Source organism: Ruegeria sp. BI12 (genome assembly GCF_056537985.1).
On record NZ_JBQFSL010000001.1, the window covers coordinates 2,030,242 to 2,057,199 of the forward strand.

24 protein-coding genes and 1 pseudogene are annotated in these 26,958 nt (G+C 57.7%); 17 read left to right on the top strand and 8 right to left on the bottom strand.

What is annotated here, in order from left to right:
• Positions 1-55 precede the first annotated feature (55 nt).
• The 10 genes and pseudogenes from ACR0AK_RS10290 (at position 56) to ACR0AK_RS10335 (ending at position 11,060) form a co-directional block, all read left to right on the top strand.
• Positions 56-1,069: a TRAP transporter substrate-binding protein gene (locus tag ACR0AK_RS10290; RefSeq protein ID WP_480793242.1), complete on the top strand. Its 1,014-nt coding sequence runs from the start codon at positions 56-58 to the stop codon at positions 1,067-1,069.
• Positions 1,070-1,148: 79 nt separating this feature from the next.
• The gene (locus ACR0AK_RS10295) at positions 1,149-2,318 is read left to right on the top strand and encodes a mandelate racemase/muconate lactonizing enzyme family protein (protein ID WP_480793243.1); all 1,170 of its coding nucleotides are present in this window, start codon (positions 1,149-1,151) and stop codon (positions 2,316-2,318) included.
• A gap of 16 nt (positions 2,319-2,334) precedes the next feature.
• Complete coding sequence (locus ACR0AK_RS10300) at positions 2,335-3,177, top strand: TRAP transporter small permease subunit (RefSeq protein WP_170558357.1); 843 nt, start codon at positions 2,335-2,337, stop codon at positions 3,175-3,177.
• Positions 3,177-4,799 carry a TRAP transporter large permease gene (locus ACR0AK_RS10305; protein ID WP_170558359.1) on the top strand — a complete coding sequence of 541 codons (1,623 nt, stop codon included), beginning with the start codon at positions 3,177-3,179 and terminating at the stop codon, positions 4,797-4,799. Before ACR0AK_RS10300 ends, ACR0AK_RS10305 begins: the two co-directional genes overlap by 1 nt.
• 10 nt (positions 4,800-4,809) lie before the next feature.
• Entirely contained in the window at positions 4,810-5,760 is a 951-nt protein-coding gene (locus tag ACR0AK_RS10310; RefSeq protein ID WP_058277417.1) for a phytanoyl-CoA dioxygenase family protein, read from the top strand.
• 24 nt (positions 5,761-5,784) lie between these two features.
• Positions 5,785-7,287, top strand: coding sequence for a UxaA family hydrolase (locus ACR0AK_RS10315; RefSeq protein WP_058277416.1), 1,503 nt, complete (start codon positions 5,785-5,787; stop codon positions 7,285-7,287).
• Positions 7,284-8,288, top strand: a complete 1,005-nt coding sequence (locus tag ACR0AK_RS10320) for a Gfo/Idh/MocA family protein (RefSeq protein WP_058277415.1) — start codon at positions 7,284-7,286, stop codon at positions 8,286-8,288. Before ACR0AK_RS10315 ends, ACR0AK_RS10320 begins: the two co-directional genes overlap by 4 nt.
• Before the next feature lie 100 nt (positions 8,289-8,388).
• Positions 8,389-9,315 (top strand): annotated as a pseudogene (locus ACR0AK_RS10325) (NAD(P)-dependent oxidoreductase); the annotation flags it as partial.
• 3 nt (positions 9,316-9,318) lie between these two features.
• The gene (locus tag ACR0AK_RS10330; RefSeq protein ID WP_170558367.1) at positions 9,319-10,200 is read left to right on the top strand and encodes a DMT family transporter; all 882 of its coding nucleotides are present in this window, start codon (positions 9,319-9,321) and stop codon (positions 10,198-10,200) included.
• Complete coding sequence (locus tag ACR0AK_RS10335; RefSeq protein WP_170558369.1) at positions 10,197-11,060, top strand: sugar kinase; 864 nt, start codon at positions 10,197-10,199, stop codon at positions 11,058-11,060. Before ACR0AK_RS10330 ends, ACR0AK_RS10335 begins: the two co-directional genes overlap by 4 nt.
• Here ACR0AK_RS10335 and ACR0AK_RS10340 read toward each other — a convergent pair.
• Entirely contained in the window at positions 11,047-12,243 is a 1,197-nt protein-coding gene (locus tag ACR0AK_RS10340) for a mannitol dehydrogenase family protein (protein WP_170558371.1), read from the bottom strand. The two genes, ACR0AK_RS10335 and ACR0AK_RS10340, sit on opposite strands and share 14 nt — an antisense overlap.
• On the bottom strand, positions 12,244-13,587 hold the full coding sequence (gene uxaC, locus ACR0AK_RS10345) for a glucuronate isomerase (RefSeq protein ID WP_170559344.1): 1,344 nt from the start codon (positions 13,585-13,587) through the stop codon (positions 12,244-12,246).
• Positions 13,588-13,710: 123 nt separating this feature from the next.
• On the opposite strand from uxaC, the gene ACR0AK_RS10350 reads away from it, so the two are divergent.
• From ACR0AK_RS10350 to ACR0AK_RS10380, 7 genes are all read left to right on the top strand, one after another.
• A complete protein-coding gene (locus ACR0AK_RS10350; RefSeq protein WP_480793244.1) occupies positions 13,711-14,727 on the top strand; it encodes a Gfo/Idh/MocA family protein in 1,017 nt (338 codons plus the stop codon).
• A complete protein-coding gene (locus tag ACR0AK_RS10355; RefSeq protein WP_480793245.1) occupies positions 14,724-15,725 on the top strand; it encodes a Gfo/Idh/MocA family protein in 1,002 nt (333 codons plus the stop codon). Before ACR0AK_RS10350 ends, ACR0AK_RS10355 begins: the two co-directional genes overlap by 4 nt.
• A complete protein-coding gene (locus ACR0AK_RS10360; RefSeq protein WP_170558377.1) occupies positions 15,722-16,774 on the top strand; it encodes a Gfo/Idh/MocA family protein in 1,053 nt (350 codons plus the stop codon). Before ACR0AK_RS10355 ends, ACR0AK_RS10360 begins: the two co-directional genes overlap by 4 nt.
• Positions 16,771-17,952: a mannonate dehydratase gene (gene uxuA / locus ACR0AK_RS10365; RefSeq protein WP_480793246.1), complete on the top strand. Its 1,182-nt coding sequence runs from the start codon at positions 16,771-16,773 to the stop codon at positions 17,950-17,952. Before ACR0AK_RS10360 ends, uxuA begins: the two co-directional genes overlap by 4 nt.
• Positions 17,953-18,175: 223 nt before the next feature.
• On the top strand, positions 18,176-19,066 hold the full coding sequence (locus ACR0AK_RS10370; protein WP_058277406.1) for an NAD(P)-dependent oxidoreductase: 891 nt from the start codon (positions 18,176-18,178) through the stop codon (positions 19,064-19,066).
• Positions 19,067-19,077: 11 nt separating this feature from the next.
• A complete protein-coding gene (locus ACR0AK_RS10375) occupies positions 19,078-19,941 on the top strand; it encodes a sugar phosphate isomerase/epimerase family protein (RefSeq protein WP_480793247.1) in 864 nt (287 codons plus the stop codon).
• A gap of 111 nt (positions 19,942-20,052) precedes the next feature.
• Complete coding sequence (locus ACR0AK_RS10380) at positions 20,053-20,472, top strand: secondary thiamine-phosphate synthase enzyme YjbQ (RefSeq protein ID WP_480793248.1); 420 nt, start codon at positions 20,053-20,055, stop codon at positions 20,470-20,472.
• A gap of 30 nt (positions 20,473-20,502) precedes the next feature.
• Here ACR0AK_RS10380 and ACR0AK_RS10385 read toward each other — a convergent pair whose 3' ends face one another.
• The 6 genes from ACR0AK_RS10385 to ACR0AK_RS10410 are packed head-to-tail and all read right to left on the bottom strand — an operon-like array spanning position 20,503 to position 26,903.
• The gene (locus ACR0AK_RS10385) at positions 20,503-21,273 is read right to left on the bottom strand and encodes an SDR family oxidoreductase (protein ID WP_058277403.1); all 771 of its coding nucleotides are present in this window, start codon (positions 21,271-21,273) and stop codon (positions 20,503-20,505) included.
• On the bottom strand, positions 21,270-22,310 hold the full coding sequence (locus tag ACR0AK_RS10390) for a zinc-dependent alcohol dehydrogenase (protein ID WP_170558385.1): 1,041 nt from the start codon (positions 22,308-22,310) through the stop codon (positions 21,270-21,272). The genes ACR0AK_RS10385 and ACR0AK_RS10390 overlap by 4 nt, the downstream gene beginning before the upstream one ends.
• Positions 22,310-23,407 carry a mandelate racemase/muconate lactonizing enzyme family protein gene (locus ACR0AK_RS10395; protein ID WP_058277402.1) on the bottom strand — a complete coding sequence of 366 codons (1,098 nt, stop codon included), beginning with the start codon at positions 23,405-23,407 and terminating at the stop codon, positions 22,310-22,312. The genes ACR0AK_RS10390 and ACR0AK_RS10395 overlap by 1 nt, the downstream gene beginning before the upstream one ends.
• Entirely contained in the window at positions 23,407-24,402 is a 996-nt protein-coding gene (locus tag ACR0AK_RS10400; protein WP_170403549.1) for an ABC transporter permease, read from the bottom strand. Before ACR0AK_RS10400 ends, ACR0AK_RS10395 begins: the two co-directional genes overlap by 1 nt.
• 3 nt (positions 24,403-24,405) lie before the next feature.
• Positions 24,406-25,383, bottom strand: a complete 978-nt coding sequence (locus tag ACR0AK_RS10405) for an ABC transporter permease (RefSeq protein WP_170750436.1) — start codon at positions 25,381-25,383, stop codon at positions 24,406-24,408.
• Positions 25,368-26,903, bottom strand: coding sequence for a sugar ABC transporter ATP-binding protein (locus ACR0AK_RS10410; RefSeq protein WP_254452895.1), 1,536 nt, complete (start codon positions 26,901-26,903; stop codon positions 25,368-25,370). Before ACR0AK_RS10410 ends, ACR0AK_RS10405 begins: the two co-directional genes overlap by 16 nt.
• Between the last annotated feature and the right edge of the window lie 55 nt (positions 26,904-26,958).

Sequence of the window (26,958 nt, forward strand, 5' to 3'; positions counted from 1 at the left end):
GCGGAGGCGACAAGATCTCCCACTAAGCGCAATGCTCAACGTCTGGGAGGACACTATGAAAATAGTCAAGACAGCGGCCGTGGCGGCCGTAGCCACGACAATGGCAGCCGGTTTCGCGATGGCTGAAACAACGAAACTTAGAATTCAAACCCATTTTTCACCCGAAACTCTGTCTGGTCAGATGGCTGCAAAATTCGTTGAAGACATTCAGGAGATGTCGAACGGCGAAATCGAAGTTGAAATGTTCTATTCCTCTTCGGTGGTCAAATCAGTTGAAACCTTCGATGCCGCAGCTACGGGAATTCTGGACTGCGACATGACGGGTGGCGGCTATCAGACGGGAAAAAATCCGGCCTTCCAGTTTGCGGGCGACCTGCTCGGCGGGTATCAGAACCCATATCAGCAAATGGCTTGGCTTCTTCATGGCGGCGGAAGAGAAGCTGTGAATGATCTATACAACGGCTATGACATGGAGTTCATCGGATGGTGGATTCCCGGGCCGGAGTCGCTTTCTTCGACCAAGCCGATTGCAAAAGTGGACGACTTCAAAGATTGGAAATTCCGCTCCCCTCCAGGCCTTGCGACCAAAGTGTTCGCGGAACTTGGTGCTTCTCCGATCGTTATGGACTTCAACGAAATCTTCACAGCTTTGGAAACCGGCATCATTGATGGTGCGGATGCTGCGAACCTGACGAACAATGTGGGCCTGGGCCTGTACGAGATCGCAGGTCACACAAACTATCCCGGTTTCCACTCGATGCCCGCGGACCACCTTGCCTGTCGCAAAGACGTTTGGGAAGCAATGCCCGCGCACCATAAGAAGATTATGGAAGTCGCAATGGATAGCCTGGCATTGCACAATGCGACCATCAACGAAGTGCAGAACGCTCAGACTGCAAAAGACCTGAAAGCAAAAGGCGTTCAGTTGTACGAATGGTCGCCTGAAGATCTGGCAGCCTATCGCGCGGCCGTCCAGGTCGGGTGGACTGAGTTCGCAACGACCCCTGAAGCACAGGCGCTGCTGGAAAGCCATATCAACTTCCTGCGTGACCTGGGCGCGATGCAGTAGTCAGGCTGCGACCGACTTACGACACACGGAAAGGCCGCACTAGCGGCCTCTCCGGTTCGGCGCCGGGATCCAGAGCTTCATGAAAATCACCAGAATAATAAGTCACGTACTGCAGTACGACATGCCGGAAGTTCTGGGCTACTCGCAACAGTATTATGACAAGCGTACAACTCATCTGGTCGAGGTTCAGACAGATGAACGGGTAACTGGTTGGGGGGAGTGCTTTGGTCCCGGAAACGTAGCCATTGCCAACAAATCCATCGTGGAAAAGGTCATCCAACCAATGGTTCTTGGCATGGACCCTTTGGACAAAGACGTGATCTGGCACAAGGTGTACAACCTTTTGCGAGACCATGGCCAAAGCGGAATGCCAATACAGGCTTTGTCCGGTGTGGACATCGCACTTTGGGACATCACCGGCAAAATCTCTGGCCTCCCCCTCCATAAGCTTGTCGGCGGCGCACATCGCGCAAGCGTTCCTTGCTACGGCTACGGCATGATGCTCAGGGATGAACCGATTTCCAATCTGGCCAGCCGTTTTGAGGATGAAGCCTCAAAGATCAAGGAGATGGGATTCACCGCCACCAAAATGAAAACGGGCTTTGGCCCGAAGCCTGATGTGAAGCTGTGCGAAGCCGTTCGACGCGGGGTTGGTGACGACTTTCCCTTTATGGTCGATGCAAACCATGCCTATACGACTTCGGACGCATTCTACGTCGGTCGGTCGCTGGAAGAACTGGACGCATATTGGTTCGAAGAACCCGTCGCGCCAGAAGACATTGACGGATACCGCGAATTGCGCACTTCGCTGAAAGTCAACATTTCGGGCGGTGAGACGGTATTCAATCGCTGGGCCTGGCGCAGTCTTCTTGAAAATCGCGGCATCGATATAGCGCAGCCAGAAGTTTGCGCTTTGGGCGGTGTTTCAGAGTATCTCAGGGTACTGGCCCTATGCCACGCACATTTCACTCCGGTCGTAAATCACGTCTGGGGTAGCGCCATCGCTGTCGCAACTAATCTGCAGTTACTGGCGGCCATGCCAGCGATTCCAGGCGGCTTGCACCCGTGGGAGCCGATGCTGGAGTTCGACACAACGAACAACAAGTTTCGGGACGATCTGCTGACCGTACCGCTGGGAATTCAAAATCAGGTCAAGGCCAACAACGGTCGTGTCATGATCCCGACTGGGCCCGGACTGGGTGTCGAGCCGGATCGAGACTTTATCGATCACTACAGGATCGAAGGATAGGGACGAGGGTTACGCGATGCACAAGAATTCAGGCGGACCAATTGAATGGCTCATACCGTTGGCCTTCGTAGCGACGGCCAGTTGGCTTGTTTGGCATCTCCCTGCATTCCTATTGGATTGGCTGCCCTACACCTCTGAATCCCTCAAAAGTCAGGTAACAGAAATATATCTGCGCAGCGACATCACGCCCGAATTGTCTGGCGTTTTCGGGGGTTATGTCGACATCATCGACGTCGCCGCGCTCGTCCTTCTACCGTTTCTTGCAGTGATTGGCACCAAGACAGTGCGCCCAGCGACGATGGAGTTCGAAGGCACGACGGTTATGGATCGTTTCGCCCTGTTCATAGGACGAGTTACGATGATGATGATCGCAATCATGACCGTCGTCATGCTCTACGAAGTCTTCATGCGCTATATCCTGGAAAAGCCGACCGAGTGGGCCAACGAAATGACACTTTGGTTCGCCAGCTTTGTGTTTTTGATGTCCGGCTACTACGCCATGCAGCAACGCAGTCACATTCGAATATTCCTGCTCTACGACGCAGTTCCACGTTGGCTTCAACGCGTTTTTGATACGGTTTCGACAATACTGATCGTGCTGTTTGCCTTCTTTTTGGTCTACGGCAGCTACAAACAGGTGTTCGTCAACAAGCTCTATAAATGGGAGCTTTATGGCTCCGCCTTCAATCCTCCGATCCCGGCGACGTTGCAGCCGATGGTGCTGATCGTGATTACGCTCGTCGCAATGCAAGCAATTTTGAACTTGATCGCTGATTGGAACAAAGAACCGGAAATCCACACAGATGAACCGGACGAAGACGAAATTGAAATGATCAAACGAGCGGTGGGACAAGACTGATGGATATTGGAACAATCTCACTCATTCTGATGGTCGCCCTGATCGTGCTTCTGGCGATCGGAATGCCCTTGGGTCTGGCCTCGGCTTCGCTTGCGGTTCTGGTTCTTGTCCTGAAGTTCGAACCGACACTGCTTTTGAACCCGTTTTCATTCGGCGACGGGGTTCTCACCGGTCGGCCAGGGACTGGGCCGCTCTATATCCTGGCGCAGAAGATATATGGGCTCTTAACGGACTACGTGCTCATATCAGTGCCATTGTTTATCTTCATGGCGTCGCTGCTAGAACGATCCGGGATCGCGCGTGACATGTATTCGTCGCTGAATGTCTGGCTTTCCAGAACACGTGGCGGCATCGCGATCGTGACCTCGATCATGGCGGTGATCATGGCAGCCATGTCCGGCATAATCGGTGGTGAGGTTGTCCTGCTGGGACTTATCGCCCTGCCCCAGATGCTGCGCCTAGGGTACGATCAAAATCTCGCGATCGGCGTCATCTGCGCCTCGGGGTCGCTGGGCACCATGATCCCTCCCTCCATCGTTCTGATCATCTATGGGCTGATCACCGAAACCTCGATCAAGTCGCTGTTCACCGCGTCTTTCATTCCTGGCTTCATGCTGGCCTCGATGATCATCCTGTACATCATCATCCGCACGCAGTTGAATCCTCATCACGCTCCGCTGCCGGAACCGGATCCGAACGACCCCGAACCGGCCGAAAAACGCAAACTGTTTGGGGCCTTCATGAGCATCGTCGTCGCCGGATTTTCCACCGTTCTGTTTATCCGGGCCGCGTTTTTCGAGCTCTCAGGCTCGAACGCTGCCAGCCAGGGCGAGCCCGCGAGGCTGGGAACGGCTGACTACATGCCCTGGTTTGCCGGCATCACGATCGTTGCCCTTCTGCTGATCTTCTTCGTCTTTGGCAGAGAGCGCGCTAAAATCGGGTGGGAAATGGGCAAAGGCCTCGTCGCTCCGCTGGTCGTCATCGGCGTCGTGCTCGGCTCGATCTATGGCGGGATCACAGGCATCACTGAGGCTGCGGGCATGGGCGCCTTCGCCGTTCTGATTATCGCCATCCTGCGGGGCGAAGGATCGTTCGAGCTGGTTTGGGACAGCTTGATGCGAACCCTAAAATCCACAGGCACCATCATCTGGGTTACGATCGGGGCCGCCGCGCTGGCGGGTGCCTACACCATTGCTGGCGGGCCCCAATACGTGGCTGACCTAATCGTCGGCCAGGAGCTGCCAACCATGCTGGTCATTCTGGTGATGATGCTGATCTTGCTGTTCATGGGCGCATTCATGGATTGGGTCGGCATCGTGCTGTTGATTATTCCGGTCTTTCTGCCGATCGTCCTGCGCCTTCCTATCGAAGAAATCGGAGTCTTTGGCCAGTTGGAGCCGAGTCATGTCGCCATCTGGTTCGGCGTCGTGTTCTGTATGAACATGCAGGTCAGCTTCCTCTCGCCCCCATTTGGCCCGGCCGCGTTCTACCTGAAGTCGGTGGCCCCGCCACATATCAGTCTGACGGATATCTTCCGCGGCTTCCTGCCATTCATCGGGATCCAGTTGCTGGCGCTTTCCGTTCTTCTGATTTGGCCGGGCATAATCGCGCTGCTGTTGTGAGGTCGCACCCATGCTGACACAAGATCAGATTGGCAAGTTCCAGACGGACGGATACCTCGTGGTCGAGGATGTTATCCCTGCCGATGTCCTTGATCGGGTACAGACCGAATACTCGGATGTCCTGAGCCGGCTCTATGACGGTTGGTACGAAAAAGGGCTGGTCAAGGACGAACCGTCTGGAATGACCTTCTGGGACAAACTTCTGTCCGCTTATCAGGCCGGTTGCGACTATTTCCAGCCGCTGGACATCTCGTTGCCCGGCGATCGGATCATGGCGGACACACCGTTCCATATCGGGCCTGCAGTGTTCGACTTGCTAACGGCCCGGCCCATGCTTGACATTGTCGAGCAGTTGATCGGGCCAGAGTTGGTGAGCAATCCAATCCAGCACGTTCGGCTGAAGCCCCCCGCTCTCAAGCTGTCCAAGGATGAGGTGCGCGCGCACATCACAGCGACGGACTGGCATCAGGACCGGGCGGTTGCGTTGGAGGATGCGGATCAGACCGACATGGTCACGGTGTGGATTGCCGTCAACGATGCAACGCTCGAAAACGGCTGCCTGCAAGTGCTGCCAAAGGCACAGGACCAATCCATCCTACCGCATTGCGCGCGGACGCAGACTGGTATTGCCGACGGATTCATTGACGAAGGCCGGGCTGTGCCCCTTCCTGTCAAGGCGGGTGGGATCATCCTGTTTCACCCTCTGACGCCACATGCTTCGCTGGTCAATGAAACGGACCGGTTCCGCTGGTCGTTCGACATTCGCTTCAGTGCGGCAGGCCAGCCCACCGGTCGAGACCATTTCCCCAGCTTCATCGCGAGGTCCAGATCGCACCCCGAAACCGAACTGCGAGATTGGCGTGTCTGCAATTCCAATTGGGAAGCGGCGCGAGCAAGGCTGTCCGGACAACCGCACATAGATATTCACCGATGGACATCGGACTCACCGTTCTGCGCCTAGCTGCTGCCGCCAGGAAAGCTGATTATGACTTTTGTACGTTTAGATCGAACGGATAGCGTGGTTGTTGCAACTCGGTCCCTGGAGGCCGGCAGTATGGTGGAGGATGTCATGACCAATACGCGCATCCCCTCGGGACACAAGGTCGCCACGCGGAATCTTGCACCCGGCGATCCTGTCAGAAAATACGCCCAGATTATCGGTTACGCCACCCAACCGATCGAACCTGGCGACCATGTGCACACCCACAATATCGAGTTCCGCAACACTAGTGTGGACTACGAGTTTGCGACGGATCACAGGCCCATGAAACCCGCCACCTCGGTCGATACGTTCATGGGCTACCATCGGGACAGTGGTCGGGTCGGCACGCGCAATTACATCGCGGTTCTGACCACAGTTAATTGTTCGGCGACTGCGGCCCGTATGATCGCCAACCACTTCACGCCGGACAAGTTGGCCGAGTTTCCGAACGTCGACGGCGTGGTGGCCTTTGTCCACGGAACGGGCTGCGGAATGGCCGATTCCGGCGACGGTTTCGAAGCACTTCAACGGGTCATGTGGGGGTTTGCGAAACATCCCAACCACGCTGCCGTTCTGATGGTCGGTCTGGGCTGCGAGATGAACCAGATCGACTGGCTGCTGGACGCGTATGGTCTGAAGCAAAGTCCCACCTTCCAGACGATGAACATCCAGAACGTCGCCGGATTGCGCCGGACCGTGGAAGCGGGCATCGGCAAGATTAACAAGATGCTGCCCATTGCGAATGAGGTGAGGCGCAGCGAAGCCCCGGCGTCTGAATTGATAGTTGCGCTGCAATGCGGTGGATCGGACGCTTGGTCAGGCGTGACCGCAAACCCTGCGCTCGGACACGCCTGCGACCTGTTGGTTGCCCAAGGCGGCACCGGTGTCCTTGCGGAAACGCCCGAAATCTACGGAGCCGAACATCTTTTGACCCGCCGCGCCCTTGGTCGCGTAACTGGGCAAAAACTTATCGGACTGATCGATTGGTGGCAGGACTATACCGCTCGCAATCACGGCTCGATGGACAACAACCCAAGCCCCGGCAACAAGCACGGGGGGCTGACGACCATCCTTGAGAAATCGCTGGGGGCAGCGGCGAAGGGTGGAACCACCCCTTTGACCGGTGTATTCAAATACGCTGAACCCATCACCGCCAAAGGCTTCACCTTCATGGACAGCCCCGGATATGACCCGGCCTCGGTGACCGGGCAGATCGCGGCCGGGTGCAACCTAGTGTGCTTCACCACGGGGCGCGGCTCTGCCTTTGGGTCCAAACCAGCGCCCACGCTGAAAATCGCTACCAACTCTGAGTTGGCAGCGCGCATGCCTGAAGACATGGACGTGGATACGGGTGATATTCTGACCAAAGGTGCCAGCGTCGAAGAAAAAGGACAGGAAATATACCGGCGGCTGCTCCAAGTCGCCTCGGGCGCGCGAACCAAGTCCGAGGCGCAGGGCCTGGGTGACTACGAATTCGTTCCCTGGCAAATCGGAGCGGTGATGTGAAACGGATCCTTGTAGCTGGCGGCGGGTTGATCGGCATCCGCCACGTCCGCGCCGTGATTGAGCATCCCGACTGCATGTTGGTCGGGTTGGCCGATCCAGATGGTTCGATCCAGATCGACGCGCCGCGTTTTGCCAGTATGGACGAGGTGCAGAGCCCCGTAGATGGCGTCATCATCGCGACGCCCACCCGCCTGCATGCCGAACATGGCATTCTAGCCGCATCCCGCGGTTGGCACATGCTGATCGAAAAGCCGGTTGCCGCATCGGTCGATGATGCCCTGCGCCTGAGAACGGCCGTTCGCCAGGCCGATGTCCGCAGCCTTGTGGGCCACCATCGGCGGTATCATACAACCTTGCAGCACCTGAAAGAGGTGATCGCGCAAGGTACGATCGGACAAGTCATCAACGTCTCGTTGCTGTGGGCCATGCGTAAACCCGAGAGCTATTTTGAACAGAACTGGCGGACTTCTGATGGCAGCCCAGTCATGATCAATCTGGTGCATGATATCGATGTCCTGCGGTTTGTGATCGGAGAAATCTCGGATGTCGTCGCCCTGCCCGGCGCGTCGATCCGCGGATCGGATCGGATAGAAAGTGGGGCTATCGCGACCGCGTTCGAAAACGGCGCGACGGGCACTATCAGCTTTGCCGACACAGCACCCAGCCCTTGGGGGTTTGAGGCTGGAACCGGCGAGAACCCGAACATCGGCACGACCCACCAGGACATGATGTGGATCACGGGAACCAGTGGTGCTGTGAGTTTTCCCTCCATGACTCTGTGGCGTGGAAAGGATTGGGGGACTGCGGCCCAAAAGGACCAGCTTACACGACCGGAACAGCAACGCGCACCATTGGAGGTGCAACTGGATCATTTCCTTGACGTGATCGACGGCGCCCCTCCACTGATCGACGTCGAGGATGCAGCCCGGACGCTCGAGGTCACATCATGGATAGAAGAGGGGCTAAAGGCGCGAACAACTCGAGCGCGGGCGCCGGCCTGATGGACATGCGGCCCGGCAAAATACCGGACCACTCAAAAATCAATGATATTCCACCGGGCAAAATGAGCAATTAAACTGAAAAGCCGCCCGCACCAGACACAAGAATGGAAACCTTACACATTCACGGAAAGGGAGACCTATGAGCAAACCATCAATCGGGTTTATCGGCTTGGGACTAATGGGCGGCGCCATGGTGAGCCGACTGTTGGACCAAGGATACTCGGTCGCTGTACTGGGAAACCGCGACCGCACGCACCTGGACGCCGCGATTGACCGAGGCGCCCGCGAGATGCAAAACGCCCAAGAACTGGCTGAAGCCAGCGACATCGTGATGCTGTGCATGGGCACCTCCGAACAGGTCGAGGGTCGTATGCGGGGTACAGATGGAGTGATTGCGGGATTGAAACCCGGGGCGGTCGTCATCGACTTTGGCACCTCTCTCCCAGGCAGTACACGCGCCTTGGCCGAAGAGGTTGCCGCAGCCGGTGGAAGCTATCTTGATGCGCCGCTTGGCCGGACGCCGGCGCACGCGCACGAAGGCAAGCTCAACATAATGACTTCCGGCAACAAGGTTGCCTTCGACAAAGCCGAGCCGACACTGAAGGATTTGGGCGAAAACGTCTTTTTCCTTGGCCCCGTTGGGTCCGGGCACACGGTAAAGCTGATCAACAACTTCTTCGGAATGACCGTCGCGAACGCGATGGCCGAAGCCTTTGCCATGGCAGATATCACCGGTGTTGACCGCAAGCAGCTGTATGACGTTATGGCCGCAGGGCCGCTGCATTCCGGAATGATGGATTTTGTCAAAGCCTACGGCCTTGAGAGCGACCCAAGTCAGCTGGCCTTTGCCATCAAGAATGCGGCAAAAGACCTCGGGTATTATGACCGAATGGCGCGCGAGGCGGGCGTTGCCAGCGTGATGTCGCAGGGCGCGCTTTCGGCGCTGAATGACGCGCGCGACCACGGTCAGGCGGATGATATGGTCAGCCAGATGGTTGACTACTACGTCAAGCGTTTCAACACCTGATCGATGGCTGTCACCGCCAACCCCAATGCGGACCTGCCGCGCCTTGGCATCGTGCTGATGCTGACGGCGTGGCTATTCTTTTCGCTGGTGGACCTTGGGGCCAAGTGGTTGGCATTGGCCGGCGTGCCGGCATTTCAGTTGGCGTTCATGCGCTACGCGGGGCACTTCGTGATCTCTGTGGGCGTGATCGCCAAGGGCGGGATTGAGGCCAGCCGGTTCAAGACCGACCATCCATGGCAGGTCATTAGCCGGGCCTTGCTGCTGATCTCGGCGACCGTTTTCAATTTTTTTGCCCTGCGGTTTTTGCCTCTGACCGTCGTGTCGGCAATCATGTTCTCAAGCCCGGTCATCGTGTGCTTCCTGTCCGTTTTCGTTTTGAAGGAGAGAGTGGGACCATGGCGTTGGGCGGCTATCATCCTGGGTTTTCTGGGGGTGTTGGTTGTCGTGCGGCCCTTTGGTTCGGCCTTTCATCCGACCATGCTGCTGATCGTTTACAACGCCACCGCGTTGGCTTTTTACTCGATCATGACGCGCAGGCTGTCCGGGGTTGTTGCCGTGGACACCATGCAATTCTACCTCGGGCTTACCGGGACGGTGGTCCTGCTGCCCTTCGCCATCTGGTTTTGGGTTCAGCCGGAAAACATGTGGAGCCTGATAGTCCTGATCAGCCTAGGCGTCTTTGGCTGGTGCGGGCATCAACTGCTGACGAACGCGCATCGGTTCGGAACGGCGAACCAGTTGATGCCATTCACCTATTCGTTCCTGATCTACGTTGCGATCTGGGGCTATCTGTTCTTTGACACAGTACCGGACGCATTCACGTTGGCAGGGGCTGCGCTGATCATGGTCGCCGGGCTCATCATTTGGAAAAGAGAAAAGAAATGACGCGAATTGCCTGCATCGGTGAAGCAATGATCGAATTGTCCATGCTGGAGACCGGCGCGAAGGTGGGCGTCGCGGGGGATACGCTGAACACAGCCATCTACATGCACCGCGCGGCTCCTGATCTGCAGGTGGAGTATGTGACATGTCTGGGCGACGACCCGTTCTCAGGGCGCATCGCGGACTTTATCGCCAGCCATGGCATCGGGACATCCGGCATCCGCATCATTCCCAACGCTTCTCCGGGACTATACGCGATCACGACCTCTGCGGACGGTGAACGCAGCTTCACCTATTGGCGCAGCGAGGCGGCCGCCCGCCAGCTTTTTGCCGATCATGACTTCAGCTCGCTGAAAGGTTACGACGTGCTGTACTTGTCAGGGATTTCCGTGGCCATTCTTCCGCATTCAGTAAGGCTTGCGCTTCTGGACTGGCTCGAAGGCTCTTCAGTCCGGTTGGTCTATGACAGCAATTTTCGTCCGCGTCTTTGGGACAGCGCCGAACACGCCCGGCAGATCAACCAACGGCTTTGGCAGCGTGCAGATATTGCCCTACCATCTATCGACGACGAGATGGCACTGTTCGGGGAATGCGCGGATCAAGTGGCGGCACGCTTTACCGATCATCACGGTGTCGGTGCATTGAAACGCGGAGAGGATGGCCCTCTGTCCATTGGTCAGAACATTGACCAAACCTATGAGCCTGCCAAAAACGTGCTGGATACCACAGCGGCGGGCGACAGTTTCAACGGTGGGTACCTCGCAGCCTTGCTGACAGGAAAATCGCAGGCCAAGGCCCTGATGGCCGGACACAATCTGGCGTCCACCGTTGTTCAGTTCCGCGGCGCGATCACTCCCGGATAAGTGACGCGAGATCCTCAGCGCCAACAAGGTCCAAAAGCGGCACTACCGGATCTTGCTGTGTGACAGCCGAGGCGATTTCCAACGCGCAAGGATCGTTCAGCGTCCTGCCCTTGGCGATCTCGGACATGCAAAAGGAGATCCAGGCCCGCATCCCTGCGATCACCGCCTGAGAGCCGGTCTCACGGAGTGTGGGAACAAACCGATACGGCAGCTTCTGGCTGCCATCCATCGCGATTTGGTCCAGACGGTGCGCCAGCTCGAGGTTTTCAAAGCGGCGCAACAAAGCCTCGGCATAGTCCGGAACCTGTACTTGCAGTGCTGCGGGCAGCGTTGCGCCCGCATCCTTCATCAACTCGGTAACCAGCGGGCGCAAAACCGGGTCTTGAACCGCTTCGTGAACGTAGGTCAGGCCTCGCTCCAACCCGGCATAAGCCAAGAGGGAATGGGCACCGTTCAACATGCGTAGCTTTCGCATCTCGTGCGGGGCCACGTCATCGACCAGTTGCACGCCCGGCCAATCGGGATGTGGCCCGACGAAATTGTCCTCGACCACCCACTCCGAGAACGCCTCGGTTGGAACAGCCATAGGATCGCCGCTGATTGCGCGAACGGCGTCCGTGGTAGCCGGGGTGATCCGGTCGACCATCGCGTTGGGAAAGCGAACTGCGTCCCAATTCACGTCCAGACCGGCTGCATTTGCAAAATCGGCAACTGCCGTTTCAAGCGTTTTGCCGTTTTCCATGCGATTGTCGCAGCTTAGCACCGTCACTGGCTTGCGCCGTTCCGCGAGGCCAAAAGCGAGAAACCCGATCAGCGTTGCGGGCCCCTGCCCCGCCAGATCGGCAGCAATCGCCGGGTCCTGAAGGTTCAGATTGCCCGCTGCGTCCAAGTGATAACCTTTTTCGGTGACGGTCGCCGAGATGATCTCGGCATCCGCCATCACATTGAGAATCTCGGCGCGATCCTCGGGCGCGACCAGAACGTCCCGCAGAGCTTTTATGCGCCGGACGCCCTGCCCCTGTACGCACAAATCGTACTCGAAACCCTGGCCGGCCAATCCATCCCGAACCGAGGATGAACGCAGGCTAACGCCGACAACGTCCCATCCGCCCGCTTGATCGGTGTAGTCCAGCAAATGCGCCCGGGCGAAGTTTCCAAGACCGAAGTGAAGAATGGTACCCATCTAGCTTTGCAACCCGTAAACCTGTTTCGCCAGATCGACCGCCAGCAATCGTGCCAGATGCTCGGCACTGTCCCGGCCGAAATAGCCGCGCGCAACCTGCTCGGCCAAATGAATAGAAACACCTCGTCGCCACAGGTCGTGACGAGCTGGAATGGACAGAAAAGCCCGCGTGTCGTCATTGAATCCGGCAAGATTGTAGTATCCGGCCGTTTCAACGACCTGATCGAAATACCGCGCAATCCCGGCTGGGCTGTCGTGGAACCACCAAGGCGGCCCGATCCGAAGGCACGGCCAATGCCCCGCCATTGGCGCCAGTTCACGGGCATAGGTGCTTTCATCCAATGTGAAGAGAATGATCCGCAGTTCCGGCGAGTTTCCGACCCGGTTCAACAGCGCCTCAAGGCCCGTGACCCAATCCATCGCGATTGGAATGTCAGCCCCCTTGTCCCGTCCGAAGTCCCGCATTACCGCGTCGTTCGTGTTGCGCTTGCTGCCCGCATGTATCTGCATGATTAGACCATCATCGACAGACATCTGCGCCATTTCGATCAGCATATGCCCGTAGAAGCGGCGAGCATCCTGTTCGGCCCCTTCCCGCCGTCTCAGCCGTTGGTACAGCGCATCCGGGTCTTCCAGCCACTCGGTCTGCACACGTTCGATACCGTGGTCGGTAGCCGTACAGCCCAGCCGGATGAAATAAGCCCGCCGCATTCGCAGCGCATTGAGGTAGCCATCATAGCTGCCCAGATCGCAGCCTGTCAGCTCGGCCAACTTGTTCAGGTTCTGTACGAACTCCGGGTCTGCCCCATCCAAAACCCCGTCTGGGCGGAACGTCGGAATAACTCGCCCGCCCCAACCGCTTGCACGGATATCCCGATGCTCCGCGAGGCCGTCGAGAGCGGAATCCGTGGTGGCCAGAACCTCGATCCCAAACTTGTCGAACAAAGCCCTCGGGCGAAATTCGGGTCGCGCCAGCTTTTCGGCGATCTTATCATAGATCAGGTCTGCTGTGCGTGAAGACAACTCCTCAGACACGCCCAGCGTTTCATGCAGCACGTAGTTCACCCAGATCCGGGATGGCGTTCCCAGAAACAGATGCCAGTGCTCGGCAAAGGTGCGAAACACGGCGCGAGGATCATTCTTTCGCCCCTCTTCCCCAACGCCAAGTTCGGACAAGGGAACACCCTGCGAATAGAGCATTCGGAACACGTAATGGTCGGGAACCACCAGCAGCTCTGCCGGATTGGGAAACGGCGCATCGGTTGCGAACCACCCCGGATCGCAGTGACCATGCGGAGACACGATCGGGAGGTCCTTGATGCCCAGGTACAGGCCTTCTGCCATCCCATTCAAATTACCAGTCAATTCTGCCTCCGATACTGCTGCCCGCAATTGTTAACACAGTTTTTAATGGTTGCATCTTTCCCGTTCAAACCCGCAGACTGACCGGGTGATCCGGGGGAATGAATGAATATTGCGCTGATTGGTTTGGGGATGGTTTCGGGAACGCATGTTGCTGCCATTCAGGCATCGGAGCGAGGTCTCAATCTTGCTGGCGTCCTAGGGCGCAATCCTGAAAAAGCAGCTGAGTTCGCGCAGCGAAACGACACCCGCGCGTTCAGCTCGGTTGAGGAAATCGCAAACGACTCAAACGTCGACTTTGCGATCATCGCAACCCCGCCTGATCAGCGCACAGAGTTGGTGCGGGTTCTTTCGACCGCTTCGAAACCGCTCCTAATGGAAAAGCCTATCGAAAGAACGCTGGGCGCCGCGACAGCCATAGTCGAGCGGTGCGAGGTGTCTGGCGTGCTGCTGGGCATCGTTTTTCAGCACCGCGCTCGCACCGCCTCGCAGGCGCTGAAATCAGCCATTGTACAGGGTGAGCTGGGCGCGATCGCCACGGTGGAAATCCGTGTCCCCTGGTGGCGCAATCAGAGCTACTATGACGAGCCAGGTCGCGGCACTTATGCACGCGACGGAGGCGGTGTCGTGATTTCGCAGGCAATCCACACGCTTGACCTCGCGATGTGGCTACTGGGGCCGATCTCGGAAATTCAAGCCATGATGAGAAAAACTCCGTTGCACGATCTCGAGGCCGAGGATTGGGCAGGTGCAATCTTTGAAATGGATAACGGCGCGGTGGGAACGTTGATGGCAACCACCGCCGTATATCCCGGGGCCGCTGAATCTATCACGATCCAGGGCACGCACGCCAAAGCGCATCTGGAATCAGGTGTTCTGACCTTGACCACTTTCGACGGTCAGAAATCCACGGTTGGCGAAACGTCCGCCACAGGCGGCGGGGCCGATCCCATGGCGTTCACCCATGAATGGCACCAGGCGGTCATAGAGGATTTTGCCAACGCACTCGCCGGTGGAACGCGACCCATGGCCTCCGGACGCAGTGCCCTTTTGACCCACGCCGTCATAGACGCGATGCAGATCGCCAATCGAACCGGCCAGAAAACACGAGTCATCTCATGAGCCTAACCTGCGTCGCCCTTGGCCTGGACCACCGCCATATCTATGGCATGACGGAAAACATGCGCAAAATCGGCGTGGACTGCGTTGGCTATTGGACACAAGGCGAACCCGAAACGCTGGCGGGCTACGTCAAAAGGTTTCCCGATATTCCACGACTGGCCCGACTGGAATACGCTTTAGCCTGCGGGGCGGATTTGGCGCTGATTTCCGCAATTCCGGCAGATAGGGCCGCGTTGACGATCCGCGCCATGCAGAACGGTATGGATGTCATGAGCGACAAGCCGGGCTGCACGTCGTTCGAGCAACTCGACCAGATCAAACGGGCGGTTGCGGACACCGGTCGCATCTGGTCGGTGGATTTTTCCGAAAGGTTTGAAACGCCGGTCAGCACCCGGGCGACCGAATTGATCGAGGCCGGTGCCATCGGGCGCGTGATCCAGACGGTCGGACTTGGCCCGCACCGATTGAACCGGGCAACCCGGCCGGAATGGTTTTTTCAGCGTGACCGCTATGGCGGCATTCTGACCGATATAGCCTCGCATCAGATCGATCAGTTCTTGCACTACACAGGTTCGAAAACCGCAGAAATCACAAACGCCTATGTAGCGAACTACGCAAACCCCAATGATCCCGGATTGCAGGATTTCGGAGAGCTCAATCTTCGAAGCGAGAATGGCACCGGGTACATCCGGGTTGACTGGTTCACTCCGGATGCCTTGCCAAACTGGGGGGATGGTCGCCTGACGATCCTGGGCACCGAAGGCTATATCGAGTTGCGGAAATACGTCGATGTGGGTGGTGCCTCGGGAACAGACCATCTGATCCTCGTCAATGGTGAAACCTGCCAAAAGATCGACGCAACCAACGCCGACCTTCCCTACTTTTCGCACCTCGCCGACGACGTCCGTAACCGGACCGAAACCGCAATGGCGCAGACCCACTGCTTTACGGTCATGGAACTGGCGCTGCGTGCACAGGAAATGGCGGAACGAAGATGATCAACGTTGCGATCCTTGGCGCAGGTATCGGTGCGCAACATCTGAGCGCACTGGAACGGCTTGACCGCACCTTCCGCGTAGCCGCCGTCGTCGACCAGAATACGGACCGGATCGAGCAGATTCGACAAAACTCGGATTTTCAAGCACTGACCAACATTCAAGACGCTCTGGATGATCCGGCGATTGATGTCATCGACATCTGCCTGCCACCCCATCTGCATGTACCGACCACCCTTGCGGCACTGGCCGCAGGAAAACACGTTGTATGCGAAAAGCCCCTTGCGACCTCTATGCAGGATGTAGATCGGATCACGGAAACCGCCCGCAGCACGGGCAAGCATGTGTTTCCGGTCTTTCAATACCGGTGGGGCCCGTCACTGGCCCAATTGCGCCAGTTGCAACGTTCAGGCCTCACCGGAGCGGTCCAAACTGCCGCGCTTGAAACTCATTGGTCCCGGGGGGCAGACTATTACGCGGTGCCGTGGCGGGGAACATGGGCCGGTGAACGCGGCGGCGCAGTGCTGGGTCATGCCATCCACAACCATGATCTGCTGACTCATATTGCGGGTGATATCGCCTGGGTGTCCGCAATGGCCACAACGCGAGTTAACCCGATCGAGACGGAAGACTGCGCTGCGATCTGCTTTGGCATGACTTCTGGAGCTTTGTGCACAAGCAACATCACACTAGGCGCCGCTAAGGACGAAACCCGCCTGCGGTTCGTCTTTGAAAAAGTGACCGCCACCTCTGGCACGGAACCCTATGCCCCGGGTCAAATGCCTTGGACATTCGTCGCGCGGGACCCGTTGGATCAAGCCACTATCGACGACGCTCTTGCCGCCTCCGCTATGGAGCCAACAGGTTTCGAAGGGTTCTTTACCCAAGTCGGCAAGGCGCTACGGTCCGAGGCAAATTCAGTCGTTACACTGCAGGACGGTGCTGCGTCCATCGGCCTTGTGACGGCGATTTATCACGCGGCGCGCACCGGGCAGCGTGTTGCCCTTCCCATCGAGCCCGATCACCCTCTGTATGAAGGATGGCTGCCATGAAACAATGCTGGCGTTGGTTCGGACCCGAAGATCCGATCGCCCTGGTCGATCTCCATCAAGTCGGGGTTCAGGGCATTGTCACCGCGCTGCATCACATCTCACCGGGACAGCCCTGGGACGAACAGAGCATCGCCGACCGGCAGGCCGTTCTGACCGCTGACGGGTACAGTTGGGACGTTGTCGAAAGCCTGCCCGTCTCCGAGGCGATCAAGACGCAATCCACAGACATGGCCGAACATCTCCAGGCTTACAAGTCCAGCCTCAGAGCCCTGTCCGCCCGTGGAGTCAAAGTCGTTTGCTACAACTTCATGCCAATCCTGGATTGGACACGCACCGCCCTTCGCGCCCCGCAGCCGCATGGCGGAACGGCCATGCTGTTCGACCTGACCGATTTTGCTGCATTCGACATATATATTCTCGAACGTCCAGGTGCGTCGGAAGACTATTCCAGCGACGTCCAGCAAACGGCCAAGGATCGTTTCTTGCGTATGTCGGATGAATCCAAAGCCCAGTTGCAGCACAATGTCACTGCGGGGCTGCCCGGCGCCAACGATCAGTGGAGCGTGCAGGACGTACGCTCTTTGTTGCGGACATATGCGCACATAGGCCGTGACCAGCTTCGCGCAAACCTCATAGACTTCCTTTCCGAGGTCGCCCCAGAGGCCCAAGAACTAGATCTACGCTTGTGCTGTCATCCGGATGATCCGCCGTTCTCGTTGCTCGGTCTGCCGCGGGTCATGTCCAGCACCGATGACTACGGCGCCGTTCTGGATGCGGTTGATTTGCAGGCGAACGGCGCAACGTTGTGTACCGGCTCGCTGGGAGTGTCCCCCGAATTCGATGGGCCGGACTTCGTGCGTAGACATGGCGGCCGGATTCACTTTGTTCACTTGCGGAACACCAGACGCATCGCGGGGTCATACAGCCAGAAGCCAGACTTCTTTGAGGCCCCGCATCTGGAGGGCGACACCGACATGGTCGGCACCATTCGCGAGTTGATGAACGAACAGCGCCGCCGCAAATCCCAAGGGCGTGGCGACTGGCAAATTCCGATGCGGCCTGACCACGGACAAGAACTGCTGAGCGATCTGGGCGGACACAGTACTCCCGGTTATCCGCTGATCGGACGAATGCGTGGGCTGGCGGAACTGCGCGGCATCATGGCGGCGTTTTCCTAACGCGTCGGGTCAGACAGTTTCTTTCCACCCGCAACACTTCTTTGCTTGCCTGCGCGCCGCATTCTTCGTTTACTTACATTACGTATACGGGCAGCGGGGTGTCTTCCGGACTCGCCCGACGTCTGTTCAAGACGCGTGAAACTCCCGCGAAAACCGATGCGATTGGGCATCATTTTTCGAAACGTCTGCCATACGGAAATGGCGGAAAACGGGAGGATTATTTATGAAAACTGCAGGCGTAATCGGACTTGGCGACATGGGCAGCGGCCTTGCCAAGAACCTGATCAAGAATGGCTTTGAAACATCAGGTTTCGACCTGAGCGAGACGCGCATGAAGGCATTTACCGACATGGGCGGCTTGGCCAAGGACAGCGTGGGACAGGTCGGCCGTCACGCCGCCGCTGTGTTTGTCATGGTGATGAACGGAGATCAGGCCCGCGATGTCATTCTGGGTGAAAATGGCTTGGTTGCGAACATGGCCAAAGGCGGAACTGTCATCCTGTCGGCGACCATTACCCCGGCCGAAGCAAGCGCTATCGGGCAAGACATGGAGGGCGCAGGCATCCACCTGATCGACACTCCGGTCTCGGGTGGATTTCCCGGCGCGCAGACCGGCACATTGACGATGATGGCTGCCGGCGCTGCGGATGTGCTGGACCAAAATGCCGAAGTCATGCAGGCAGTGTCGGCAACCATTCATCGGGTTGGAGAAAACGCCGGCGACGGGCAAACCGTGAAAGCCTGCCTGCAATCCCTTATCGGATCGATCTTTTCCGCCACATTCGAGGCTGCGGCCCTGGCGGCCAAAGCCGGTGTCAGCGGTCAGGCATTGCTTGATGTGTTCTCCTCATCCAGCGCGGGGTGCGGCGTCGTGAATACCGCCCTTGAAAACATCATTGATCGCAAGTTCGAAGCCACCGGTAGTCATATCGCAACCATGCATAAGGACCTGACGATCTCTCTAGCACTGGCCGGTGCATTGGGCGTTCCCATGCACACAGCGTCATCCGCAATGCAGATCTTTCACGCCGGAAAAACCAAGTACCCGAATGGCGACAACTGGGTGTGTACTCGCGTCATCGAAGAGATCGTTGGCGCAGAATTGCATCGCTGAGGGGACCGGACATGAAATTAGGTGTAATTTGCGACGGCATTTCCCGCGATCTGCGGCATGCCGTGGACGTAATGGACGAATTCGGTCTGGACTATGCAGAGCTTCAATTCGTTGGCGATTCAGAGGTCGGAGACCATTCCCCGCAGGAAATTGCCGAGATCGACGCGATTTTGCGCGACCGGGGCAAGCCTGTGTCGTGTCTGTCGCGCCATATCTTTGCGGGGATGACAGCTGCCAACAGGCCCGGCGACGACCTGCACACTCGGCATATGGACGCCTTGAAACGCGTGATCGACATGGCGCATGTTGTTGCGTCTCCGCTGGTTCGGATCATGACGCAACGAAAAGAGCAGATACTCTGGGGAAAAAACGGCGCCGAGAAGTGGAACGTGGCGCATGGGGTATGGGACTCGATGCCGCCGCTGATCGCGCCGGCGGTTGAACTGGCAAGAGCTGAGGGCGTGACGCTTGTCGTGGAAACCGGAAACGGCACGCTGGTCAATTCCAACTATACAGCCCGCGAGCTGATTGACGAGTTAGACGCAAAAGACTCTTTGAAAGTGCTGTGGGACCCCGGAAACAATTGCTGGTGCCATGAACTGGCATACCCGGACGGTTACGAAGAACTGCGCGGCGGCTATCTGGGGCACATTCACATCAAGGACGTAAAGGTCGACACGCCACGGGCAACGCTGGAAGTGCGCCGCCTGGGGGAAGGTCAGCTTGCGCCTCTGTTCCAACCCATCGCGGACGCGCTCAGATCCGACGGCTATGATGGCGTGATTTCCTTCGAAAGCGTTTATCATCCCGGCAACGGAAATTTCGAAGATGGGTTTCGTCTGTGCATAGACAGGTTCAAAGGCCTGTTTGCATGAATGAAAGCTTTAGCGTGTTACAAATTTAATTCTTAAGCCTCAAAGTTGAATGCCAAATGGGGTGCGGAAAGCTGGGCGTTTTCGCGCAAAATCAAGGAAAGGATCGGATGGATGAAGCAAGAGTTTTTTGAGTTGTCCATTGAAACGCCCGGCAAATCCCTCACCGACATCAGCGGGGTGGTTCAGCGTGCGGTGTTCGAACACGAATTTGTCTCGGGCTTGCTGACCCTTTGGTGCGCCCACACCGGTGCCGCGCTGTTGGTGCAGGCCAATGCCGATCCCGAAGTGCTCAAGGATATCGAGACGTTCTTCGAGAAACTCGTACCCAAGTCACCAGGCAAGTATCACCACCGCCCGACCGAGGACGACAACGCTCCATCGCATCTGCGGGCGCTGTTGACGCAAACTCAGGTATCGATCCCGGTCGAACAGGGGCAGCTTCCGCTGGGTCGCGTACAAAGCCTGTACCTGTTCGAACATCGGGAAGCACCCAATGCACGCCGATTGAAGGTGCACTACATCGGGACGTGATGCCTTGGATGACATGGAGCGTTGGCAGTGCTAACGCCCCATCCAGCCCCCGTCGACTACAAGGATTTCACCGTTGACGAAGTCCGACGCAGCAGAGGCCAGAAAGACCACCGGTCCGGCAAAATCAACGGGCGTACCCCAACGGCCTTGGGGTGTTCGTTCCAGGATCGACTTCGACCGGACCGGATCATCCCGCAGGGCTTGGGTGTTGTCGGTCGCGATGTAGCCAGGCGCGATCGCATTCACGTTTACGCCCTGCCCGGCCCATTCGTTGGCCAAGGCTTTGGTCAGCTGTCCAATCCCGCCTTTCGAGGCCGCATAGCCCGGAACGGTGATGCCGCCCTGAAATGTCAGCAGCGATGCAGTGAAGATGATCTTCCCCGAGCCGCGCGCCAGCATGTCCTTGCCGATCTCGCGTGACAGAACGAACTGCGAGGACAGGTTCACCTCCATCACTTCGTCCCACCAGTCGTCCGGGTGTTCGGCGGCGGGTTTGCGTTTGATCGTGCCGGCATTGTTGACAAGTATATCAGGGATTTGTCCGTCGGCCCTCAACTGATCAATGAACCCATGCAGCGCGGCGCGATCCGAGAAGTCGCATTGGTAGGCCCGGAAATTGCGTCCCATCGCCGTCACGGCTTTTTCGACATCCGAGCCAGACAGCTCGAGCGAGGCGGACACTCCGATGATATTGGCTCCGGCCGATGCCAATGCTTCGGCCATACCGCGCCCGATACCGCGTTTGCACCCGGTCACAAGGGCCGTCTTTCCCGTCAGGTCGAAACTTTGCAAAACACTCATGAACGCGGTCCTACTTCGATCAGGCTTTTCATTGCGGTTGGGCTGCGATCCAGTGCTTCGAACGCGGCCTGGATGTCTGCCAGTGGGCTGACGTCCGTGATCACAACATCCGCGTCCACTCCGCCCGAGGCGACAACTGCAATGGCTTTCTCGTAATCCTCTGGCTCATAGACCCGAGCACCGATCAGTTGCAGCTCTCGCCAGAAGAACTGGAACAGGTCTATCTGAGGTTTTTGAGCATGAATCGCGACCATTACGATCCGGGCCCGAGTCGCGGCAACGGCGGTCATTGCATCGACACCGGGCTGCGTTCCTGACACCTCGAAAACCACATCTGCCCCTTTGTCGCCCGTGCGCGCATTGATTGTGGACACTAGGTCGGTTTCGGTTGGGTTGATCGTGTCAAAGCCAAGTTTTTCAGCTATCGCAAGACGGTTCGGATTCACTTCGGAAATTACGACATTTCCACCCGCGTCCCGCGCAACCATGGCAACCAGGATGCCAATCGGGCCGCCGCCGATAACGACAACGTCCTCTCCAGGTTGCAGGTCAGACAGCCGCACATCGTGGCAGGCAACGGCAACCGGCTCGATCAGCGCCGCGTGATCCATGCGCAAGTCATCCGGCAGAACGTGCAACGTGTGGGCCGGAACAGTCCAGATCTCTTGCATCGCGCCATCGGTGTCGAGGCCGAGAAACTTGAGATTCTGACAGATATGCTGATGCCCCCGCTTGCAAGCTGGGCATTCTCCGCAGTGATCAAGCGGTCGGACAACGACCTTCTGGCCGGGTTCGACCGTATCGACGCCCTCGCCCACCGCTTCGACGACACCTGACATCTCATGCCCAATCACCCGGTTCAGGCCGACGCGGGCATCCATGTTGCCGTGGTAGACGTGCATATCCGTCCCGCAAATCCCGCAATAGGCAACGCGAACGGCAACCTCGCCTGGGCCCGGAGCAGTCGCTTGGGCTTGCTCTACAGCAAAGCTCTTATCGCCCCTGTAGTATGCCGCAGAGATCGTCTGGGTCGTCATTATTGCATCTCCTTGTGTTCCGCATTCAATTTTTCCCAGTCGAACTCCACTCCGGTTCCCGGGGTATCCGGGGCTACGGCCAGACAGTCTTCCACAACCAGCGGACGGGTCGTGTACTGGTCTATCGGAAATGAGTGTACTTCCAGCCACCCTGCGTTGGGTTGCGCAGAAACAAGGCTGACGTGCAGTTCCTGCATCCCATGACTGCAAACCGGAATGCCGTGTTGTGCGCTTAGCGCGGCCACGCGCAGCCAGCCGGTGATTCCACCGCAGTTTGAGGCATCGGGCTGGATAAAACTCAGTTTCGCGTCATCAAAGGCGTATTCAAATTCGTGTATGGTGTGCAAGTTTTCACCCATGGCAAGGGGAACGCCCGTCGCTTCGACAATTCGGCCATAACCTTTGTAGTCGTCTGGAATTGTCGGTTCCTCGAACCACAGGATATCGCAGTCGGCGAACCCTCTGGCAGCGACGATGGCCTGTTCGACACTCATAGAGTAATTCGCATCGACCATGAAGAACCGGTCCGGCCCCAGCATCTCGCGCACCGCCCGGGCACGTGCAAGATCGTCGGCCAGGTCTGGTTGACCGACCTTGATCTTGACTGCGTTGAACCCACGCGCAAGGTACCCTTCGGTCTGACGCAGCAGTTTCTCCAACGAGAAATTCAGGTCGATCCCGCCGGCATAGGCCTTGCACCTTTTCGATGCTCCACCGGCCATCTGCCACAATGGCGCATTCTGCGTTCTGCCGCGAATATCCCACAGTGCAATATCCACGGCCGAGATGGCAAACGAGGCGATCCCGCCCCGTGCGACGTAGTGCACGTGCCACTGCATGGCATCGTACAGGCTTTCGATCTGTTCGGCGTCTTGTCCAACAAGGAACGGTGACAGGTCATGCTTGATCATCGCCAGAATGGCGTGACCACCCTTGCCCCCGGTATAGGTATACCCGACCCCCTCGACCCCATCCGAGGTTTGAATGGTGACCGTGATCAATTGAAAAAACGTGTGATCCCCATGTTTGGCGTCGACCAGGACCTCTGCGAGCGGAACGTTGAACAGCCGCGCTGATACACTTTCTATGCGATTCATTAACCCAAGACCTTCTGCTGCCTGGCAATAACCCGAGACTGTAAAAGGATGACCGCAAATAGAAAGCCTCCACGTATGACCATTTGCCAATAGGCACTGAAACTGATGGTGCCCTGACCGTTTTCAAAGTTTAGAACGTTGAAAACCAGCCCCAGCAACAACGCGCCGGCGACCGTCGCAGGGATCGATCCCATCCCACCCGTCAACAAAGTGCCGCCTACAACCACGGAAGCGATAGCTGACAATTCCCATCCGATGCCTTCAAGGGGTTGCCCAGCTCCAAAACCCGAGGCCAGAAAGACTCCGGCCAGCCCCGCACAGCCACCCGACAGCAGGTAGACAAAAGCCTTGGCGCGATTGACCTTCAGGCCCATGAGGTTCGAGGCATCCTCGCTGCCACCGATCGCCAAGACGGTCCGCCCAATGGTGGTTCTTTCCAGCACCAGCCAAAGTGCCAGAGTCAGTCCGGCCACGATGACGATTGCCCATGGAAACAGGCCAAACGCCTGCCCCATGCCAAGCTTGGTGAAGTTCGACCCCCAATCGACCGAAATTGTCTGGGCGCCCGAAATCACCAATGCGCCGCCTTTTGCGGCCAGCATGGTGGCCAGCGTGGCGATGAAGGGCGGGATCCGAAGGATGATTATGCAAAAGGCGTTGATCGCCCCGAAACCAACCCCGGCAAGAACGGCCCCCGGCAACGCAACCTGAATCCCATACGGGCTGAGATAGGCCGCAACAACCGAGGTAAAGGCCGCCACTGACCCGACCGACAGATCAATCCCGCCGGTCATGATCACAAAACACATGCCCAGCGCAATCGCGATGAACATCGCGTTGTAATTCAGGAAAGACGAGAAATTGTAGGCGCTGCCAAAGTTGTCATAGCGCATCAGCCCGAACAGAATCAAAGCCAGCAGTGCGATCCAAACCGTCACCGAGGCCGAATTACGCCGAAGGTATTTTCGCAGGTCAAAAGCCGTTTCATCCAACATCGATTAAGCTCTCCGAAACTGCTGGACCCAAACGGCCAGGATAATGATGACGGCCTTGGCGATCAGTGCAACTTCGTCCTCTACCCCGTTGGCTAACAATGTATATTTGACCAACTGGATGATGACGGCACCCAGTATGGCACCAAAGATCGGCGCTCGCCCGCCTTGCAAAAGAGCCCCGCCAACAACCGCGGCCGCGATGGCATCAAGCTCCATCAGATTGCCGTTGCGCGCGGCGTCCGAGGCCGAGTTGATTGCAACCACGATCAAACCGGCTAGGCCCGCAAGCACCGCGCAGATGACATAGGCCCCGATCTTGACCCGTCGGACGGGACCACCCGACAGATAGGCCGCGCGTTCATTGCCCCCTATGGCCAGCAAGTAACGGCCCCATGTGGTTCTGGTTATCACCCAAAACAGCACACAGGCAATGGCCAGCGCCAGCCAGCCCTGGAACGGCAATCCAAGCACTTTACCAGTTCCAAGATAACTGAATGAAGGGTTTGAAAACGTCTGCAAGTTCCCGTTCGTCAGGACTTGGGCAATACCGCGACCAGAGATGAAGAGAATGAGCGTCGCAACGATGGGCTGCACGTTCAACACGGCAACCATCACGCCGTTGAATACCCCGCATAGCCCCGCAATGAACAGCGGCAGGACAATGGCCAAAGTGACGCCTAGCATCGGATTGGCAGAGCCCAGATCCGACAGAAAGATCAACGGAGCAAGCGCCCCCGCCAGCGCCATGACCGCCCCAACCGACAGATCGATCCCACCCGTGGCGATTACAAGCGTCATCCCCATGGCCACGATGGCGATCGTAGCGACCTGGCTGATATTTACGAACAGGGTTTGCAGTTGCAGGAAATTAGGTGTGAAAAACGCGTTGAACACCAGCAGGGCGACTAACGCGGCGATGCCGCCGTGAAAGCGGAAGGGCATTGATGCGACCCGTTGCGGCAACTTCATTGCGCGTTCCATGAACCAGTTCCTTCTTCATGATGCGCAAGCGCGCGCACCAGTATGTTCTCGGTGACCCCGGGGTTGGTCAGTTCCTTGACCGAGCGTCCCTCGTGCATGACCACGATGCGATCGGCGCCTTCCACCAGTTCTTCGAATTCCGAACTGATGAGAACGACGCCAAACCCCTTCTCGACATAAGACCGAATGAACGATTGGATCTCTCGCTTGGCGCCAACATCCACGCCTCGGGTCGGCTCGTCGAGTATCAGGATGTCGGGCTGCGTCGCCAGCCAACGGGCAAGCAGCACCTTCTGCTGGTTGCCGCCGGACAATTCGCGAATGGGTTGGTCCATATGCGCCGCCTTGATGCCCAGATCGTCGATAAAGGCCTGAACAATCTCGCGCTCGCGGGCAAAGTCGATTTGACCACGACTGGCCAGTTTCGGCAGCAGGGCCAGCGTCATGTTCTCGCGCACGGACATGTCTGGAATGATCCCTTCGGCCTTGCGATCTTCGGTCAGAAAGCCGACGCCGTTTACGATCGCGTCACCCGGTCCGGACGGTTGCCCGACCACGCCATGCAACTCGATTGCGCCGCTGCGTTTCCCGTCCACTCCGAACAAAGCGCGCGCCGCCTCGGTCCGGCCTGAGCCCAGCAATCCGCCCAGCCCAACGATTTCCCCGCGGTGGAGAGTGAGGTCGAAATGCGTCAGCCGCGGGCCTGTTGAAACAGAGTCCGCCCGCAAAACGATATCGCCTTTCTTGGCCTTGGCACCTGCGAAGTCCGTCAAACCGTCTGCCGCGATCTCATCCTTGTTGCGGCCCAGCATGTCCGCGATCATTTCCAGTTTGGTCGTATCCTGGACGTTACGCGTGCTGACGGTGCGCCCATCTCGCATCGTTGTGACTCGATCGCATATTTGGAACAGCTCATCGAGGAAATGCGAAACATAAAGAACAGACACGCCCTGTTTCTTCAACTCGCGCACAACACCGAACAGCACCTCGACTTCGCTGGCATCCAGCGACGACGTGGGTTCGTCCATGATGACAAGTTTCGCATCCAGCGAAACAGCCCGAGCAATCGCAACCAACTGCTGGATCGCTGTCGAGAAATTTCCTAGCGGCTCGGTCACGTCGATATCTATGCCAAAGCGCGTAAGAACCTCGCGTGCGCGCCTGTTGCCCTCGCGCCAGTCGACCAGAAAGCCGAGACGTTTGGGCTCGTACCCCATGATGATGTTTTCAGTCACTGACCGCAGCGGCACCAGGTTGAGCTCTTGATAGATGGTGGCAATTCCGGATTCCTGCGCTTCGCGCGGAGTGGAAATGCGGCTTGGCACACCCGCCAGATGAACGTCGCCGGCATCCCGATCGTAAACTCCGGTCAGAACCTTGATCATCGTCGATTTGCCCGCACCGTTCTGGCCGATCAGCGCATGAACCTCGCCGGGCGCGATTTCCAGGTTGGCCTGGCTAAGTGCCGGCACGCCGGCAAAGGACTTTTCAATTCCCGACATCGAGACGAGCGCATTCATGAGATGTCTTCCTCCGATTGCTTGCAGGTGGCGCCGACCACAGGCCAGCACCACC

Coding starts and splice junctions, on each gene's coding strand:
- ACR0AK_RS10290 (WP_480793242.1), top strand. CDS start 56: ATGAAAATAGTCAAGACAGCGGCCGTGGCGGCCGTAGCCACGACAATG.
- ACR0AK_RS10295 (WP_480793243.1), top strand. CDS start 1,149: ATGAAAATCACCAGAATAATAAGTCACGTACTGCAGTACGACATGCCG.
- ACR0AK_RS10300 (WP_170558357.1), top strand. CDS start 2,335: ATGCACAAGAATTCAGGCGGACCAATTGAATGGCTCATACCGTTGGCC.
- ACR0AK_RS10305 (WP_170558359.1), top strand. CDS start 3,177: ATGGATATTGGAACAATCTCACTCATTCTGATGGTCGCCCTGATCGTG.
- ACR0AK_RS10310 (WP_058277417.1), top strand. CDS start 4,810: ATGCTGACACAAGATCAGATTGGCAAGTTCCAGACGGACGGATACCTC.
- ACR0AK_RS10315 (WP_058277416.1), top strand. CDS start 5,785: ATGACTTTTGTACGTTTAGATCGAACGGATAGCGTGGTTGTTGCAACT.
- ACR0AK_RS10330 (WP_170558367.1), top strand. CDS start 9,319: ATGGCTGTCACCGCCAACCCCAATGCGGACCTGCCGCGCCTTGGCATC.
- ACR0AK_RS10335 (WP_170558369.1), top strand. CDS start 10,197: ATGACGCGAATTGCCTGCATCGGTGAAGCAATGATCGAATTGTCCATG.
- ACR0AK_RS10340 (WP_170558371.1), bottom strand. CDS start 12,243: ATGGGTACCATTCTTCACTTCGGTCTTGGAAACTTCGCCCGGGCGCAT.
- uxaC (WP_170559344.1), bottom strand. CDS start 13,587: ATGGCAGAAGGCCTGTACCTGGGCATCAAGGACCTCCCGATCGTGTCT.
- ACR0AK_RS10350 (WP_480793244.1), top strand. CDS start 13,711: ATGAATATTGCGCTGATTGGTTTGGGGATGGTTTCGGGAACGCATGTT.
- ACR0AK_RS10355 (WP_480793245.1), top strand. CDS start 14,724: ATGAGCCTAACCTGCGTCGCCCTTGGCCTGGACCACCGCCATATCTAT.
- ACR0AK_RS10360 (WP_170558377.1), top strand. CDS start 15,722: ATGATCAACGTTGCGATCCTTGGCGCAGGTATCGGTGCGCAACATCTG.
- uxuA (WP_480793246.1), top strand. CDS start 16,771: ATGAAACAATGCTGGCGTTGGTTCGGACCCGAAGATCCGATCGCCCTG.
- ACR0AK_RS10370 (WP_058277406.1), top strand. CDS start 18,176: ATGAAAACTGCAGGCGTAATCGGACTTGGCGACATGGGCAGCGGCCTT.
- ACR0AK_RS10375 (WP_480793247.1), top strand. CDS start 19,078: ATGAAATTAGGTGTAATTTGCGACGGCATTTCCCGCGATCTGCGGCAT.
- ACR0AK_RS10380 (WP_480793248.1), top strand. CDS start 20,053: ATGAAGCAAGAGTTTTTTGAGTTGTCCATTGAAACGCCCGGCAAATCC.
- ACR0AK_RS10385 (WP_058277403.1), bottom strand. CDS start 21,273: ATGAGTGTTTTGCAAAGTTTCGACCTGACGGGAAAGACGGCCCTTGTG.
- ACR0AK_RS10390 (WP_170558385.1), bottom strand. CDS start 22,310: ATGACGACCCAGACGATCTCTGCGGCATACTACAGGGGCGATAAGAGC.
- ACR0AK_RS10395 (WP_058277402.1), bottom strand. CDS start 23,407: ATGAATCGCATAGAAAGTGTATCAGCGCGGCTGTTCAACGTTCCGCTC.
- ACR0AK_RS10400 (WP_170403549.1), bottom strand. CDS start 24,402: ATGTTGGATGAAACGGCTTTTGACCTGCGAAAATACCTTCGGCGTAAT.
- ACR0AK_RS10405 (WP_170750436.1), bottom strand. CDS start 25,383: ATGGAACGCGCAATGAAGTTGCCGCAACGGGTCGCATCAATGCCCTTC.
- ACR0AK_RS10410 (WP_254452895.1), bottom strand. CDS start 26,903: ATGAATGCGCTCGTCTCGATGTCGGGAATTGAAAAGTCCTTTGCCGGC.